This is a genomic window from Rhodovastum atsumiense (assembly GCF_937425535.1).
Taxonomy (GTDB): domain Bacteria; phylum Pseudomonadota; class Alphaproteobacteria; order Acetobacterales; family Acetobacteraceae; genus Rhodovastum; species Rhodovastum atsumiense.
Window position 1 is genome coordinate 115001 of the sequence record NZ_OW485601.1, and the last position, 16449, is coordinate 131449.

Below are 16449 nucleotides of genomic sequence, written 5' to 3' on the forward strand. Positions count from 1 at the left end.
ACTGCTGATCGCCGCCTTCCTGGCCATCGTGACCTGGGAAGGCACCAACGGCAGGCTGGACCGGCGCATCGCCCGGATGGCCGCGCGCGGGGACATCGCGCATTCAGCCCGGCTGCGCACCTTGCTGCCGCTGCTGCGCTCCTCCCCGCCCCCGGGCGCGCCGGCCGCTCAGCGCAGATGCGCCGGCACCGGGACGGTGTTCGCGGGATTGGTGTCCTGCTTGTAGACGCGCGTCACCGCATGGTCATCCACGAGGGGAAGCAGCTCCGCCTCGAGCGCGTCCGCCGCCGCACGGCCATACACCTCGTGCCCGGCCACGTGGATCACAAAGGATCCAAGATACTTCTTCATCTTGTCCGGATCGTCGATGGTCAGCTTCGTCCACCGGTACAGCGGGAAATTCTCCGGACCGTTCTTTTCGGCCTCGGCAACGTATTCGGCGAAGGCATCGTACTGGCAGACCAGGCGCGCCTTGTGCCGCGCCAGCACCTCCATGAGCGGCCGGAGCGCCGGATTGGCGGGATCGCGCCGGGCCGCCTCGGCCAGCGCCTCGCCGAGATCGAGCCGCACCTGGTACTGCCATTCCCTGGTCATGGCCGGTTCCTCCCTGGCTGCCATGAGCTTCATCTTGTGGCGCAGCGGCGGCAAGCGATCCGTTCAACACCGCGTCGCCGGCCCCGGCGAAGAGGCCGCATCAGTTTTCCGCGATCGGCTCGCCTGTCCTGCCGGTGGCGGCAGCGGCCTGATCGAGCGCCTGCCCGGATCGCAGCATCAGTTGCAGGATGCGTTCCGGCCAATCGCCATCGGTCACGGCGAAACCCACGGCGAAGTCGGGCATGCCCGCGCCCCCCCGGGCGGTGCGCGCGGCCTCGCGCAGGCGGCGGACGATGCGCAGGGCCCGCACCCGATCCAGCCCGGGCATCAGCACCGCGATCTGGGCATCACCAAGTTGTGCCAGCGTGTCCGTCCCCCGGGCCGCGCGGCGCAGGGCGCGCAAGGCATCCATCATGACGGCTTCGGCCTCCGCGCGACCGCGCTCACGCGCGATCGCCTCCAGGCCGAGCGGCGAGAACCGGGCCAGGCAGAGATCGCCACCGCCGGCGGCCAGACGCCATCCCGCCGCCATCAGCATGTCGGGAGGCACCAGCGCGGCGGGCTCACCGGCGACATCCTGCGGCCCGGCCGCCACCGCCTGCGCTTCCGTCGCCTCCAGGATGACCGCGCGCCATGATCGCGCCCGTCCCGCGGCGAGAATGGCGGCGACATCGGCCGCGGCGATCGGCCGCGCCAGCGCGAATCCCTGGGCCGCGTCGATCCCGCTGCGAACGGCCACGGCGAGGCCGGACGGCGTCTCGATCCCCTTGGCCATGACCTCCAGCCCGGCACTGCGGGCCAGATGCAACACCGCCTGCAGGAACCCCGCATGGCTCGCGGCCAGGACCGCGCCGGCCCGCGGCAGCAACGCACTGTCCAGCTTCACTTCATCGGCCGGCAACAGGCGCAGTTGCGACAGCGAGGAGTAGCCGGCGCCGAAATCGTCCACCGACACCCGGATGCCGCGACGGCGCAGTTCCGCCAGGGTGGCGGCAGCGGCCGCATGGGTGAAGGCATCTTCCTTCACCTCGATGCACAGCGCCCCCACCGCAACGCCGTAACTGGCCAGCAGCCGCTGCGCCGTGACGACGAAATCCGGATGCATCAACTGCCGCGCGGTCATGTTGACCGAGACGAACGGCATCGTCCGCCCCGCCGGCAGCCGCGCCGCCCAGCGCCGCACCTGGCGCAGCGTCGCATCCAGCACCCGCACGCCGACCGCCCCCCCCAGATCGGCTTTCTCGACGAGAGGGAAGAATTCGGCCGGGCCGATGACACCGCGGTCGGGATGCTGCCAGCGCAGCAACGCCTCCAGGCCGCGCAGCGTGCCCTGGGGAAGCGCGACGATAGGCTGGAAGTCAAGGAAGAACTGCTCGCAATCCGCCAGCATGGCGGCACGCAGATCCTGCTCAAGCGTGTTCCTGGGCATGGCATCGGCCGGCACCGGCACGGAGAAAGTCTCGGCCCGGTTGCCGCCCAGCCGCTTGGCCGCATACATCGCGGTGTCCGCAGCCGTCAGCAACGCCGAACCGCCCCGACCGGCGCGGTCACTGTCGGCCACGCCAATGCTGGCATGGGCCTGGTAGGGCCGCCCGGCGAGATCGAACGGAACGGCGAACTTCGCCCGGATGCGCTCGGCCAGCGCCTCGGTCCCGCCGGCCTCCAGCCCGGTGCAGAGCACGACGAACTCGTCGCCGCCGAGCCGCGCCACCAGTTGCTCGGGCGGCACCACCTCACGCAGCCGCCCGGCGACCTGCACCAGCAGGGCGTCACCCGCGGCATGGCCGAGCGTGTCGTTGACCTGCTTGAAGCGGTCGAGGTCGAGAAACACCAGCGTGACCCGCTGCGGCATCAGCCCGGCGGCGATCGCGTCGAGGCGCTCCTGCACGCTCCGGCGGTTCGGCAGGCCGGTCAGCGGGTCGGTGTCGCGCAGGCGGCGCAATTCCGCCTCGGCCCGGCGCAGCAGCGCCTCGCCCACGATGGCACGCAGATCGCGGGCGATGTCCTTGTCGACATCGTTCCAGGGGACTGACCGGTCGCGCACCTCCTCGCGCCAGGCCGCGAAGGAAGCACGGGGATTGAGCTGCCCGGTCGCCGGATCGGTCGTCACCGCCTTGCGCGGATCACCGCCCCAGCGCACCGTTTGCGCCACTTCCGGCCGGTACCAGACGACGGCATCGCCGGGCGCATGCAGGATCGGCAGCACCATCGCCCCGGCGGCCAGATCGACATGGGCCCTGGCTTCGGGCAGGAGGGCGGAGACTTCGTTGCTGGCGGCAACATCACCCAGCGCCATGCGCAGCAACTGCGCCTGCACCGCCACCGCGAGATCCGGCGGCGGCACCTGGCCGGCGGAGACGGTATGCCCGCCGATGGTGATCGTCGCCCCGCTCGCCCGGACGATCCCGAGCAGCGGCCCGGCAACGGCAAGGGCCTCGGCAACCGGCGCCTCGCTGCGGGCGACCGCCTCGGCCAGGTTGCGCAGGCCGACCTGACGGCTCAGCCGGTCGTCGAAACGCTCCCTTTCCTCGAAGACATGCAGGGTCAGGGACAGCAACTGGCCGATCACGTCCCCCAGCCCACGCAACCCGGACGTGGCCCGGCGCGGGGTGCGGTGATGCCCCATCAGCAGGCCCCAGAGCTGGTCATCGCGCAGCAGCGAGACCGCGAAGGACGCACCGACCCCCATGTTCCGGAGATAGTGGAGGTGGATCGGCGACACGCCGCGCAACTGGCAGCAGGTCATGTCGACCGGTTCCCCCCCGATCCCGGGCCCGGCGAGCAGTGGCACCGGCACCGCCGCGACATCGGCAATCGTGCGCACCGGCTGGCGGACATAGAGGCGCCGGGCCTGGCGGGGGATGTCGCTCGCCGGGTAGCGCAGGCCAAGATAGGGATCGAGACCCTCAGCCCGCGATTCGGCCACCACCTCGCCATGGCCGTCGCGGTCGAAGCGATAGACCATGGTGCGGTCATAGCCGCTGATCCGGCGCAACCAGCGCACCGCACTGTCGCAGAGTTCGTCACTGTTGCGCGCGCGGCGCAGATCCCGCAGCACCGCCCCCATCTCCGGCAGGTTCGGGGCCGCTTCGTCAGGTCCCGCGACCGGCTCGAACTCGGCAAAGATCCGCGCCTCGTACCGCCGCAGGCTGACCGTGAGCGGACCGGCCGGCAAGCAGGCATCGGCAAGGACGAACTCCTCGGGCAGGCCTGCCTGCGGCGCGGCCTGGCCCAGCAGCGCCTTCAGGGGACGCCCGAACGCGGCTTCGGGCGCGCAGCCGAGCAACGCGGCCAGGTTGGCACTGGCGTGGGTAACCTCGTCGGATGCGGCATCGGCCACCAGCAGCGCGCCATGCGGCTGGATCTCCCCGGGAATATGGATCGGCTCGAGATCGCAGGCCGTGACGTCGAGATCGCCGGAAAGCCTGGACGAAGCGAGACTGTTCACGACGGCGGCGCCTGCTGGAAACGGGATACGGGAGAGGCGGCGGGCGGAAGCACGGCATTCATTCAGATCTTCCCGCCAGGATGGGCCACGGTGCGGCGAACGCGTCCGATGCGGGGCAACACGGCCTCGGCGCGCGCGATCAGGCGGTCCAGACCAGGAAACGGCGAACGGGCCGGCACGCAGGCAACGCCGACGCCACAGCTTGCGCGCACCGGCCCGGACGGGGTCGGGACGGTCGCCACGGCGAGGGTCCGGCGCAGCCGTGCGGCGATGAGGTTGGCTTCGGTGGTGGTCGCCAGGCCGGGCATCAGAATGGCGAAGCGGCGCCCCCCCAGGCGGCCGACCAGGTCGGCCCGGCGCGTGTACGTCATCAGCAGGTCGGCCACGCCCAGCAGCAGCGCGGGGGCGGCTCCGTCCCCGGGTGCCACGGCGGCCGGCGTGCCCCTGACCTCGATCAGGACAAGCGTGCAGCCCTCTTTCCCGGCCAGGATGCCGGCGGCACGCCGGGCAAAGCCGCGCCGGTCGAGGACACCGGTGGCCTCGTCGCAGCCGATGGCCCGCTCACCGGCCGGTCCCGGTCGCGGCCCGGCGGGACCCAGGGCCGCAGTGGCCGTCCGTGCCAGGACACCGTGCCAGGGCATCTCCGCCGGGCCGGCCCGCAGCAGCGCCCCGGCCGGTTGCGCCGGCATCGGACGCGCGAGCAGATATCCCTGCACGGCATCGCATCCCGCCCGCCGCAGCAAGGCCAGTTGCGCCTCGGTTTCGACCCCCTCGGCAATGAGGCTCAGCCCGACCGTGTGAACCAGGCGGATCACCGCAGCCACGAACGCCTCCGCCCCCCCGTCATCGGCGCCGCCATCTTCGGGCAGGAAACTACGGTCAAGCTTGATCACATCTGCCGGCAGCCGGTGCAGGTAGGACAGCGAGGAATAGCCGATGCCGAAATCATCCACCGCGACCCGCACGCCAAGCGCGCGGATCCCGGCGAGCACCGCGGCGGCCGCCTCGTCGGCCAGGATCCGTTCGGTGACCTCGAGCCAGAGCGCCTCGGCGGGCAGGCCATGGGCGCGCAGGCGCTGGCCGATATGCGCGGCGAAGCCCCGGCGCCGCGCCTGCAGCGGGGAGATGTTCACCGCGACCTGCGGCCCCCCGCCCGGCCCGGCCCCGGCCCACCAGTCGGCGAGCTGCGCCAGGGCGGCTTCGAGGACCCAGTCACCGAGCAGCTCGATCAGGCCGGTTTCCTCGGCGAGCGGGATGAAGGCATCGGGCGGGATGCGGCCACGGGTCGGATGGTTCCAGCGCAGCAGCGCCTCGAAGGAGCGCAGGCTGTCGGCCGCGTCGAGCCTGACCACCGGCTGGTAATGCAGCTCGAACTGCCGCCCCCCCTCCCGCAGCGCGGCGTGCAGGTCCTGCTCCAGTTCCAGCCGCTCCGCCGCCGCCTGGCGCAGGCCCTCGGTGAAGACGACGGCGCAATTGCCGCCGCGGCGCTTGGCCGCGTGCATGGCGGCATCGGCCGCGGACAGCAGGTCGCGGGGACCGCCGGAAGTGGCGGTGTGGGCGATGCCGATGCTGATACAGGTCTGGACCGGGCGGCCATCCAGCTCGAAGGGCAGCTCGAAAGCCAGCCGGATCTGCCGGGCCAGCGCTTCCGCCTGCCCGGGCGGGATGTCGGTGCAAAGCACCGCGAACTCGTCGCTGCCGACCCGGGCCAGCAGCGGCTCCGGCCCGACCACGGTGACGAGCCGGTCGGCGACGCTGCCGAGCAGCCGGTCGCCGATCTCGTGGCCGTGGCCTTCGTTGATGGCCTTGAAGCGGTCGAGATCGACCACCAGCATCGCCGCAGGCAGCGCCGGCGTCGCCGCAGCGAGGCTGTCGAGCCGGTCCTGGACGGCGAGCCGGTTCCGCAGGCCGGTGAGCGGATCGAGCGCGCGCGAGCGCAGCAGCTCGACCTCCGAGCGCCGGAGCAGCACGGTGCCGATCTCCCGCCGCAGCGTCCGCGCCATGACCAGGTCGAGGTCACGCCAGGGCACCGACCGCCCGCGCACCTCTTCGCGCCAGATGGCGAAGGACTTGCGGGGAGAGAGCTGCCCGGTCAACCGGTCCGGGATGGTCGCCTTCGCCGGGTCGCCACCCCAGGTCACGACGGTGGTGACCTCCGGGCGGAACCACAGCACGCCGTCATCCATGCCGTGCAGCAAGGGCAGCAGCATGGCGCCCCCGGCACAGGCCATGAAAGGCGCCACCCCGGGCACGCTGGTCGCCAGCGCCGGCTCGGCGACCACGTCGCCGGCCGAGCGCAGGCGGAGCTGCGCCATCACCTGCAGGGCCACCGGCTCGGGCGGGGTGTGGCCGAGCGTCATGACCCGCCCGCCGAAGCGGGCCACGCAGCCACCGGCGTTCACCAGCCGCAGCAGCGCCTCCCCCGCCTGCGCGAGCATCCCGGTGAGACAGGGTTGGTCCTGCTCCAGCACGGCGATGATGTCGCGCAACGCCGCCTGCCGGACAGCCCGCTCGGCGTTGGCCGCCCTGGCCTCCAGCCCGGCGAGCAGGATCGACAGGCGCTGGCCCAGCAGCTCGCACAGCGCCCGCATGTCGGCCGGAATGCGGCGGGGGGTCATGTTGTGACAGACCAGCAGCCCCCAGAGCGCATGGTCGTGCACCAGCGACACGGCGATCGTCGCCCGCACGCCCATGTTCCGCAGATACTCCCGATGCACCGGCGAAACGCTGCGCAGGGAGCAGAACGACAGGTCGAGCCGCGAGGGCGGCTGTGCCAGGTCCGCCAGCAGCGGCACGGGGTCGTACACGGCGTCGGGAATGGCGCGGACACGCTGCAGCAGATAGAGGCGCCGCGCCTGCCGGGGAATGTCGCTGGCCGGATAGTGCAGGTCCAGGAACGATTCCAGCCCGGCCGCGCGATCCTCGGCAACCACCGCGCCATGCCCGTCCGCGTCGAAGCGGTAGACCATGCAACGATCGAAGCCGGTCAGGTACCGCAAGGCACGCGTCGTCATCGCGAACAGGTCGTCGGGCGAGCGCGCCTGCCACAGCGAACGCATCACCTCTCCGGCGCGGTCACGGTCCGGGCCATGCCCGGCCGTCTCCGCGACCGGCTCGATCTCGACGCAGATGCGGTGGTCGTCGGCACGGTGGATGGACAACCCGAGGGATGGCGGCGTATCGCCGGGCCGCGCCGGCAGGCCGGGCAGGATCGCCGCCCCCGGTGCGCGGACATCGCCACCGAGGGACGCGAGCGCCGCCCGGGTGGCCTCCGCCCCGATCAGATCGGCGAGCCGGCGCCCGAGGGCATCCTGCGGCGCGACGCCGAGAAAGGCGGCCAGGTTGGCGCTGGCATGGGTGACCACGAGATCAGGCCCTTCCGCGGCAAGCAGGGCCCCGTGCGGCTGGATGGCCTCCGGAACGTGGATCGGCTCGCGGTCGCAGCTTGTCAGGGCCTCGACGAGGTCGCTCATGAGCCGCTTCCGGTCCCCTGGAAAGCAGCGGAAAACCAGGACACATAGGCGGCGAAGCTGCGCTGGGCGCCGGTCACGACGCGCCTGGCGGCATCGGGATGGGCGGCGCCATGCGCATTCAGCGCGGCGCAGAAACCGCGCCAGGCGCTGCCCGCCGCATCGCCACGCCCATCGAAGAAAGCCAGCGCCGCGGCGATGTCCGGACCCAGGCGCTGCCTGAGATCACGGGCAATGACGCGGCCGCCGAGCGTGGAGCCTTCGAGCACATACAGCGCGCCCAGGGCTTCGTGGAAAGTGGGCAGGACAGGCAGCGCCTCCACCGGGGCGCGGGTCACCTGAGCAGGATCATGGCCGAGCGCCCGCAGATCGACCGTCAGCGCCGCCGCGCGGCGGCGGGCGGGCAGGTCGATGCCGGCGGCATCCCAGTCACCGAAACGGGCCAGCGCCGCCTCCAGCGGCTCGTGCAGGCCGAGATGAGCACGCAGGCAGCAGGCGTAATCGTCGATGTCACGCACCGAGGCCGGAAGGCCCAGCAGCCGTTCCAGCTCGGCGTGCACCGGCGCCGTGGCACGACGCAGGCGCGCCTGCAGGGGCTCCGCACCATGGTCATCGGGACCCGGCAATTCTGCCGGCGACGAGCGCAATGAAAGCATGGCGAGGCGTCCGTGCTGAGTGCTGTTACGGTAGCGAAGGGCAAAGCCGTGGAACGGAGCCACCCGAGACCGGCACGGCATGCCGCGGAAGGAAGCAATCCGAAGCAACGGCGTTCACGACCCCGGACAACCCATGGTGGTTCGTATGGTGTTTTGGATTGCCATAAAGCGCGCCCCGGATGAAGCGCCTCTTCAAAATACAACCCTTAGAAGTTCTAATACACCCAATATTCTATCCATGCGAGCAAAATAAGACCTTTGCACTGACAAAACATCGTTGCCGATGAAAGCGGAAAATCCCGCTCAGATTTGGTGACATCCGTAGATCATTGCTTATTTGACACGAATCTTCGTGCATCCCCACGGCCCACGCCCTCCCCCTCGCTCCTGCCGCATCGTCGGCTTGCGTTGTGGCGACGCTCGCCGCAAAGGAAGGGCGGGACGCGGTTTCACCGAATCGGACGGGTGACGCAGATCACAGGAGACACGCGTATGGACATCCCCGCTTCTGCCCTGACCAGGGTCGCAGACAGTCTCGCCCCGATCTCACGGCAGATCTGGGATGCCAAGTACCGGCTCAAGACACCCGATGGCACGCCCCTCGACGCCACTGTCGAGGATTCCTGGCGGCGCGTGGCACATGCCCTGGCCGCGGCGGAGCAAGAGCCGCAGCTCTGGGAAGAGCGCTTCCACGGGGCGCTGACCGATTTCCGCTTCCTCCCCGCCGGGCGGATCCTCTCCGGGGCCGGCAGCGACCGGCGCGTGACGCTGTTCAACTGCTTCGTGATGGGCAGCATCGAGGACGACCTCGCCAGCATCTTCACCCATCTGCGCGAAGCCGCGCTGACCATGCAGCAGGGGGGCGGCATCGGCTACGATTTCTCGACCCTGCGCCCGCGCGGCGCGCCGGTCCGGGGCGTGGGCGCGGATGCCTCCGGTCCGCTCAGTTTCATGGATGTCTGGGACGCGATGTGCCGGACCATCATGTCCGCCGGGGCCCGGCGCGGCGCGATGATGGCGACGCTGCGCTGCGACCACCCCGACATCGAGGCCTTCATCGCCGCCAAGCGCGAACCGGGGCGGTTGCGCAACTTCAATCTCTCGGTGCTGGTCACCGACGCCTTCATGGCGGCAGTGGACCGCGACGCGGACTGGCCGCTGGTCTTCGGCGGCACCACCTACCGCACCGTCCGGGCGCGCGAGCTCTGGGACGCCATCGCCCGCGCGACCTATGACTACGCCGAGCCGGGCGTGATCTTCATCGACCGCATCAACGCCCGCAACAACCTGGCCTATTGCGAGACCATCCAGGCTACCAATCCGTGTGGCGAGCAGCCGCTGCCGCCCTATGGCGCCTGCCTGCTTGGCTCGATCAACCTCGCCCGGCTGGTGCGCAGCCCCTTCACCCCGGACGCGCGGATCGACGGCGACGAACTGGCCGACCTGGTCGGCACGGCCGTGCGCATGCTCGACAACACCATCGACGTCTCCGGTTTCCCGCTGGAGGAGCAGCGCCAGGAAGCCCTGGTCAAGCGCCGGATCGGGCTTGGCATCACCGGCCTGGCCAACGCGCTGATGATGGTGGGGCTGCGCTACGGCTCGCCGGAAGCCGCGGCACAGGCCGGGCACTGGGCCGAGGCGATCAGCCACGCCGCCTACCGTGCCTCCTGCCGCCTGGCCGCCGAGAAGGGGCCGTTCCCCCTGTTCGACCGCGACGCCTATCTCGCCGGCGAAACCATCCAGGCCCTGCCGGCCGATATCCGCGAGCGGATCGCCGAGGCGGGGATCCGCAACGCCCTGCTCACCTCGATCGCGCCGACCGGCACGATTTCCCTGCTTGCCGACAATGTCTCCAGCGGCATCGAGCCGGTGTTCGCGCACAGCTATGTGCGCCGCGTGCGCGAAAAGGACGGCAGCACCCGCGAGGAGGAAGTGTCGGACTTCGCCGTCCGCCGCTACCGCCACGCCTTCGGCGCCAAGGCCGCGCTGCCGGCACATTTCGTCACCGCCCAGGATCTGGCGCCGTCCGAGCATGTCCGCATGCAGGCCGCGGTGCAGCGCCACGTGGACAGCGCCATCTCCAAGACCGTGAACGTGCCGAAGGACATCAGCTTCGAGGACTTCAAGGAAGTCTATCGGGATGCCTACCGGTCCGGCTGCAAGGGCTGCACCACCTACCGGCCGAACGAGGTGACCGGATCGGTTCTGGAAGTGAAGCCGGCGGAACCCTCTCCTGCCCCCGCCGTGAGCGATTCCACCGCCGACCTGCTGGTGCGCGCCGACAAGCTGAGCGGCGCCACCTACAAGCTGCGCTGGCCGGACACCGATCACGCCTTCTACGTGACCGTGAACGACATCGAGCACGAAGGTATCCGTCGTCCGCTGGAAGTCTTCATCAATTCCAAGGCGCTGGAGCACTACGCCTGGGTGGTGGCGCTGACGCGGATGATCAGCGCGGTGTTCCGCCGCGGCGGAGAAGTGTCCTTCGTCGCCGAGGAACTCAAGCAGGTCTTCGACCCCCGCGGCGGGCAATGGGCCAATGGCCGCTATGTGCCCTCGCTGGTGGCCGCGATCGGTGACATCCTTGAACGTCACATGGTCGATATCGGCTTCCTGACGCCGACCGGCCCGGGACGCGCCGCCGCGGCGGCACCGGTGGCCGGCGCCGCCCCGGGAACGTTCTGCCCGAAATGCAGCCAGCCGGGACTGATCAAGGAAGAAGGCTGCCTGAGCTGCCTGCATTGCGGCTGGTCGAAATGCGGCTGACCCCGCCCCGCTGACGCGCAGCATACCATTCAGCGCTTCGTTGACGCGGAATCGGGCGAGCAAGCCGTCATGGTCGTCGGGCGTTTTTGGCAACTCATACCAGCCGCCCAAAGTGTTGACTCTTATGTGAGTTTCGGACTGGCGCTGGTTCGGTTCACTCTGGTTGTCGGGTCAAATGACGGGAGGGGACATGGGCCGGGCGGTGACGATCACGCGGCGGGAGTTTGATGCGGCTGACCTGCGGCGCGAGGCATCGCGCACGCGGGATGGGCGTGTGTCGTGTCGCTTGCTGGCCCTTGCGATGGTTCTGGAAGGCGCTTCGCGGGCCGAGGCGGCGGCGGCCGGCGGGATGGACCGGCAGACGCTGCGGGATTGGGTACACCGCTATAATGCGGAGGGGATTGCCGGACTGGCAGACCAACCGCGCGAAGGCCGGCCACCTGTGCTGACGGCCGAACAGATGCAGGAGCTGAAAGCGTTGGTGGTGGCGGGTCCAGACCCGGAGCGCGACGGCGTAGTTCGTTGGCGCTGCGTTGACCTCCGCCAGCAGATCGCCACGCGCTACGACGTGGACATCCATGAGCGTACGGTCAGCAAGTTGTTGCATCGGCTGGATCTGGTGCCCCTGAAGCCACGGCCTTGCCATCCCAAGAAGGATGCTGATGCCCAGGAGGCTTTCAAAAAAACTTTGCCGACCTGGTAACCGCGGCGCTGCCACCGGGTGCTACCGACAAGCCGATCGAGATCTGGTTTCAGGATGAAGCCAGGGTCGGACAGCAAGGTACGCTGACCTACGTTTGGGCGCCGCGTGGTTCGCGTCCGGGGGCGGTACGCGATAATCGTCATGATTCTGCCTACCTGTTCGGTGCCATCTGCCCCGAACGGGCTGTTGGTGCCGCGATCATCATGCCGGCGGTCAACAGCGAAGCCATGGCCGAGCATCTGATCGAGATCAGCCGGCAGGTGGCACCCGGCGCGCACGCTGTGTTGGTCTGTGACGGGGCCGGATGGCACCAGCCCAGCCAACGCCTGCCTGTGCCCGACAACATCAGCCTGCTGCGCCTGCCAGCCTACGCGCCGGAATTGAACCCGATGGAGAACGTCTGGGAATATCTGCGGGCCAACAAGCTCAGTCTGCGCGTATGGAACAGCTACAACGCCATCCTGGTCGCTTGCCTGGATGCCTGGAACTTTCTGATGGCTACCCCAGACACCATCAAGTCCATCACTCAGCGTGCCTGGGCATCGGTCAAAATTTAGGGCGGTTGGTATCACTGATCGCGCGTCAGCTCGTCAGTGATCGGCTGATTTCCCAGATCCTGCGCGCGGTTGCTCTGAGTGACAGGACTCAGGGCAACCGCTTTGCTCTTTAGTCGCTAGTCGTTGTACCTGCCGTGTTGATGCGGATCGTGAATATGGCGGCGATGGGATCGAGGATCTTTCCGCGGCGGCGGCGGGACGTCGCAACTGCCGCCACAGACCATGTCAACTTCGGCGTCTGTCAGCTCGATCAGCTTGGAATTTTCGTTATCCATTGGCCATGTCCTTAATACAAGTGAGAAGAAAGTCAGTTTTACCGGCCACAAACCATAAAGTTTACTTAGCCGGCTCGAGCTATGTGGGAATTTTTCCCACAAACCCGGCGCAAAACTACTCCCCAGTTTCGATGCGCGTCCATTGAGCCAAAAGGTACCATTCCCCTGGTACCGGTATGCCGCCTGCCTGGCCCAACACAACCGCGCGTGGCCCATATGTTCTCCGCGCAGGCGAACATTGGGCCATCACCAAACGGGCGTTTTCCGGCTCCGGATCTTCCCGGAGCCGGGAATGAACACCGTGTGTGGCAGCGCTCCTTATTGGAATCCGATGGTCAAACAGGCTCTCAGGCCGGTGGAACGTTGCGCTCCAGTTCCTCCAGCCAGACCGCGGCATTGCCGTCGGAGGGCGCCCGCCAGTCGCCGCGCGGCGACAGCGCGCCGCCGGCCGAAACCTTCGGCCCGTTCGGCATGGCCGAGCGCTTGAACTGGCTGAAGGCGAAGAAGCGGCGCAGGAACAGTTCCAGCCAGTGACGGATCTCGGCGAGGGTGAATTCCCGCCGCCGGTCCGGCGGAAAATGCGGCGGCCAGGTGCCGCGCGCCGCGTCCGCCCAGGCATGCCAGGCCAGGAAGGCGACCTTGGACGGGCGGAACCCGTGGCGCAACGTGTAATAGAGATGGAAATCCTGCAGTGCGTAGGGGCCGATATAGGATTCCGTGCTCTGCGGCGCGGCACCTTCCTCGGCCGGCACCAGCTCGGGTGAGATCTCGGTATTCAGGATCGCCTGCAACGTCTCGCCAACCTCCGCGGCGAACTGCCCGGATTCGACCACCCAGCGGATGAGGTGCTGGATCAGCGTCTTCGGCACGCCGCCATTGACGTTGTAGTGCGACATCTGGTCGCCGACGCCATAGGTGCACCAGCCGAGCGCCAGTTCGGAGAGATCGCCGGTGCCGAGAACGATGGCGCCGTTCTGATTGGCGAGGCGGAACAGGTAGTCGGTGCGCAGCCCCGCCTGCACGTTTTCGAAGGTAATGTCATAGACCGGCTCGCCGCCGGCGAAGGGATGACCGATATCGGCCAGCATCTGTCGCGCCGCGGGGCGGATGTCGAGCTCCTGCGCGGTGGTGCCGAGGCTGCGCATCAGCCGCCAGGCATTGGCCTTGGTGGCCGTGCCGGTGGCGAAGCCGGGCATGGTGAAAGTCAGGATATTGGTCCGGGGCAGGCCGAGCCGGTCCATCGCCCGGGCCGCGACGATCAGCGCATGCGTGGAATCGAGGCCGCCGGAGATGCCCAGGACCACGCGTTGCAGGCCGGTGGCGCGCAGCCGCTGCACCAGCCCGGCGACCTGAATGTTGTAGGCCTCGTAACAATCCTGCGCGAGCCGCCCCGGATCAGCCGGCACGAAGGGAAAACGTTCCAGCGGCCGTTGCAGACCGAGATCGAGGTCGGGCGGGTCGAGGCGGAAGGAAACGGTGCGGAACGCATCGGTGACGGCGGCATGGCTGCGGCGGTTGTCGTCGAAGGTGCCCATCCGCATGCGCTCCTGGCGCAGCAGATCGAGATCGATGTCGGCAACCAGCACCTGCCCGTCCGGCAGGAAGCGCTCGGCCTCGGCGAGGCGCACACCGTTCTCGAAGATCATCGCCTGGCCGTCCCAGGCCACGTCGGTGGTGCTCTCGCCGGTGCCGGCCGCGGCATAGAGATAGGCGGCGAGGCAGCGCGCCGAGGCGGATTGCGCCAGCAGGCGCCGGCTGTCGGCGCGGCCGATGGTGATCGGGCTGCCGGAGAGATTGGCGAGCACGCTCGCCCCGGCCAGCGCCGCCATGGCGCTCGGCGGCACCGGGACCCAGAAATCCTCGCAGATCTCGACATGCAGCACGAAGCCCGGCACGTCCCCGGCGGCGAAGAGCAGGTCGTTGCCGATCGGGGCGCGCTGGCCGGCGAGCAGGATCTCGCCACGCAGCATGTCTCCGGCCGCGACCTGGCGGCGTTCGTAGAACTCGCGATAGGTCGGCAGGTAGGATTTCGGCACGACGCCCAGCAGCCGGCCCCGGTGGATGACCAGGGCGGTGTTGTAGACGCGCCCGGCATGGCGCAGCGGCGCGCCGATGACGAGCACCGGGGTCAGGTCGGCGGATTGCGCCAGCACGGTCGCGATCGCCTGCTCAACCGCATCGAGCACGGCGTCCTGCAGCAGCAGATCCTCGATCGAGTAGCCCGATAAGGTGAGTTCGGGAAAGATCGCCAGCGCCACGCCCTGCCGGTCGCAGTCGCGCGCCATCGCCAGCACGGCCTCGGCGTTCCGCGCGGGAACGGCCAGGGACGTGGCGATGGTGCAGGCGGCGACCCGGGCGAAGCCGTGGGCGTAGAGCGAACGGAAGGTCTTGGGGGAAGCAGACATGGGACCGCCCTGGAACGACAGATGACGATGGCAGCCGAAGGGGCCGCATGTTCGCACAGGACATTGCCGGGGGGCAACGCAGTCCCACCCCCGCGCCATTGGCGCTGACGGCACCAGGCAGTAAACGCAATGGTGAACCGCGCATGGCAGGCGCCCGGTTTCCTGCCGTGCCGAACCGCGCCGCGCTCACCCATCGTGGGGTATTGCCGTATTCCTGTCGCGGCAACGCCAACCGGGAAGCGCCCTCGCATGCAGAAGCTGACCACCTATATCGTCCTGGCCATGCTGCTCGGCATCGGCGTTGGTTATGCCTGCCACGAATTATGGCCCGATCCGCGGGCCGCGCAGGCGATCGCCGGCTACATCTCCCTGTTCACCGACATCTTCCTGCGCCTGATCAAGATGATCATCGCGCCGCTGGTGTTCTCGACCCTGGTGGTCGGCGTCGCCCATATGGGCGACATCAGGGCGGTCGGGCGGATCGGCGGCAAGGCGATGCTGTGGTTCGTCTCGGCCTCGCTGGTTTCGTTGCTGCTCGGCCTGGTCCTGGTGAACCTGCTGCAGCCCGGCCAGCACCTGAACCTGCCGCTGCCCGATGCCAGCGCCACCACCACCATCCGCGCCTCCGCGCTCTCGCTCAAGGATTTCGTCGCGCATCTCGTGCCCGTCTCGATCTTCGACGCGATGGCACGCAACGAGATCCTGCAGATCGTGGTGTTCTCGCTGATGTTCGGTACCGCCGCCGCCGCGCTGGGCGAACGCGCCCGCACGGTCGTGCAATGGACCGAGGAGCTGTCGCACATCATCCTGCGCGTCACCGGCTACATCATGCAGCTCGCCCCGCTCGCCGTGTTCGCCTCCATGGCGGCGATCATCACGACGCAGGGCCTGGGCGTGCTGGTGACCTACGGCAAGTTCGTGGTCGAGTTCTACCTCGGCCTCGCTTTGCTCTGGAGCCTGCTGACCGGGATCGGCTTCCTGTTCTTCGGCCGGCGCGTGATCGAGCTGGTCTCGCTGCTGCGCCAGCCCTTCCTGCTCGCCTTCAGCACCGCCAGCAGCGAGGCCGCCTATCCGCGGCTGATGGAACAGCTCGCCCGGTTCGGCGTCAGCCCCAAGGTGATCTCCTTCGTGCTGCCGCTGGGCTATTCCTTCAACCTCGACGGCTCGATGATGTACTGCACCTTCGCGGTGGTGTTCATCGCCCAGGCCTACAACATCGACCTCAGCCTCGGCCAGCAGGCCACCATGCTGCTGTTGCTGATGCTGACCAGCAAGGGCATGGCCGGCGTGCCCCGCGCCTCGCTGGTGGTGATCGCGGCGACGCTCGCCACCTTCAACATCCCCGAGGCCGGCCTGCTGCTGATCATCGGCGTCGACCAGTTCCTCGACATGGGCCGTTCCGCCACCAACGTCATCGGCAACTCGCTCGCCGCCGCCGTGGTCGGCAAGTGGGAAGGCGACCGCACCGCCGAACCCGGGGGGGCGATCCTGCCCGAACCGGCTGCGGGACTCTTCGACAAGGCGGAAACCGAGGAACCGGCCCCGACGCCGCGTTCGAGCTGAGCCGCGCGCACG

The 16449-nt window shown here is 69.0% G+C and carries 9 protein-coding genes (1 of these 9 running past the window's edge); 4 read left to right on the forward strand and 5 right to left on the reverse strand.

Annotated elements, in window-relative coordinates; genetic code table 11:
• Positions 1-226, forward strand: the 3' portion of a protein-coding gene (locus NBY65_RS00525) for a hypothetical protein (RefSeq protein ID WP_150045624.1). 83 nt of this gene lie to the left of the window's left edge; only the last 226 of its 309 coding nucleotides appear in the window; the start codon falls outside the window, past its left edge; its stop codon occupies positions 224-226.
• On the opposite strand, the gene NBY65_RS00530 is transcribed toward NBY65_RS00525, so the two are convergent.
• From NBY65_RS00530 to NBY65_RS00545, 4 genes are all read right to left on the reverse strand, one after another.
• Complete coding sequence (locus tag NBY65_RS00530; RefSeq protein WP_150045625.1) at positions 169-594, reverse strand: hypothetical protein; 426 nt, start codon at positions 592-594, stop codon at positions 169-171. The two genes, NBY65_RS00525 and NBY65_RS00530, sit on opposite strands and share 58 nt — an antisense overlap.
• Before the next feature lie 100 nt (positions 595-694).
• Positions 695-4042, reverse strand: coding sequence for a bifunctional diguanylate cyclase/phosphodiesterase (locus NBY65_RS00535; RefSeq protein WP_150045626.1), 3348 nt, complete (start codon positions 4040-4042; stop codon positions 695-697).
• A 62-nt stretch (positions 4043-4104) separates the two neighbouring features.
• Positions 4105-7515: an EAL domain-containing protein gene (locus NBY65_RS00540; RefSeq protein ID WP_150045627.1), complete on the reverse strand. Its 3411-nt coding sequence runs from the start codon at positions 7513-7515 to the stop codon at positions 4105-4107.
• Positions 7512-8168, reverse strand: coding sequence for a biliverdin-producing heme oxygenase (locus NBY65_RS00545; RefSeq protein WP_162530909.1), 657 nt, complete (start codon positions 8166-8168; stop codon positions 7512-7514). Before NBY65_RS00545 ends, NBY65_RS00540 begins: the two co-directional genes overlap by 4 nt.
• Positions 8169-8660: 492 nt before the next feature.
• On the opposite strand from NBY65_RS00545, the gene NBY65_RS00550 reads away from it, so the two are divergent.
• Both NBY65_RS00550 and NBY65_RS00555 read left to right on the forward strand, forming a co-directional pair.
• Positions 8661-10934 (forward strand): adenosylcobalamin-dependent ribonucleoside-diphosphate reductase, encoded by a 2274-nt coding sequence (locus tag NBY65_RS00550; RefSeq protein ID WP_150045629.1) that lies wholly within the window; start codon positions 8661-8663, stop codon positions 10932-10934.
• A gap of 190 nt (positions 10935-11124) precedes the next feature.
• Positions 11125-12194 (forward strand): IS630 family transposase gene (locus tag NBY65_RS00555; RefSeq protein ID WP_150045318.1). Its coding sequence is split into 2 segments (ribosomal slippage): positions 11125-11611 and positions 11611-12194, totalling 1071 coding nucleotides; the frame shifts between segments, so codons are not numbered across the junction.
• A gap of 622 nt (positions 12195-12816) precedes the next feature.
• Here NBY65_RS00555 and NBY65_RS00560 read toward each other — a convergent pair.
• Positions 12817-14874, reverse strand: coding sequence for an NAD(+) synthase (locus NBY65_RS00560; protein ID WP_150040930.1), 2058 nt, complete (start codon positions 14872-14874; stop codon positions 12817-12819).
• 249 nt (positions 14875-15123) lie between these two features.
• Here NBY65_RS00560 and NBY65_RS00565 point away from each other — a divergent pair, with 249 nt between their 5' ends.
• A complete protein-coding gene (locus NBY65_RS00565) occupies positions 15124-16437 on the forward strand; it encodes a dicarboxylate/amino acid:cation symporter (RefSeq protein WP_150040931.1) in 1314 nt (437 codons plus the stop codon).
• Positions 16438-16449 lie beyond the last annotated feature (12 nt).

Coding starts and splice junctions, on each gene's coding strand:
- NBY65_RS00540 (WP_150045627.1), bottom strand. CDS start 7,515: ATGAGCGACCTCGTCGAGGCCCTGACAAGCTGCGACCGCGAGCCGATC.
- NBY65_RS00530 (WP_150045625.1), bottom strand. CDS start 594: ATGACCAGGGAATGGCAGTACCAGGTGCGGCTCGATCTCGGCGAGGCG.
- NBY65_RS00565 (WP_150040931.1), top strand. CDS start 15,124: ATGCAGAAGCTGACCACCTATATCGTCCTGGCCATGCTGCTCGGCATC.
- NBY65_RS00560 (WP_150040930.1), bottom strand. CDS start 14,874: ATGTCTGCTTCCCCCAAGACCTTCCGTTCGCTCTACGCCCACGGCTTC.
- NBY65_RS00550 (WP_150045629.1), top strand. CDS start 8,661: ATGGACATCCCCGCTTCTGCCCTGACCAGGGTCGCAGACAGTCTCGCC.
- NBY65_RS00545 (WP_162530909.1), bottom strand. CDS start 8,168: ATGCTTTCATTGCGCTCGTCGCCGGCAGAATTGCCGGGTCCCGATGAC.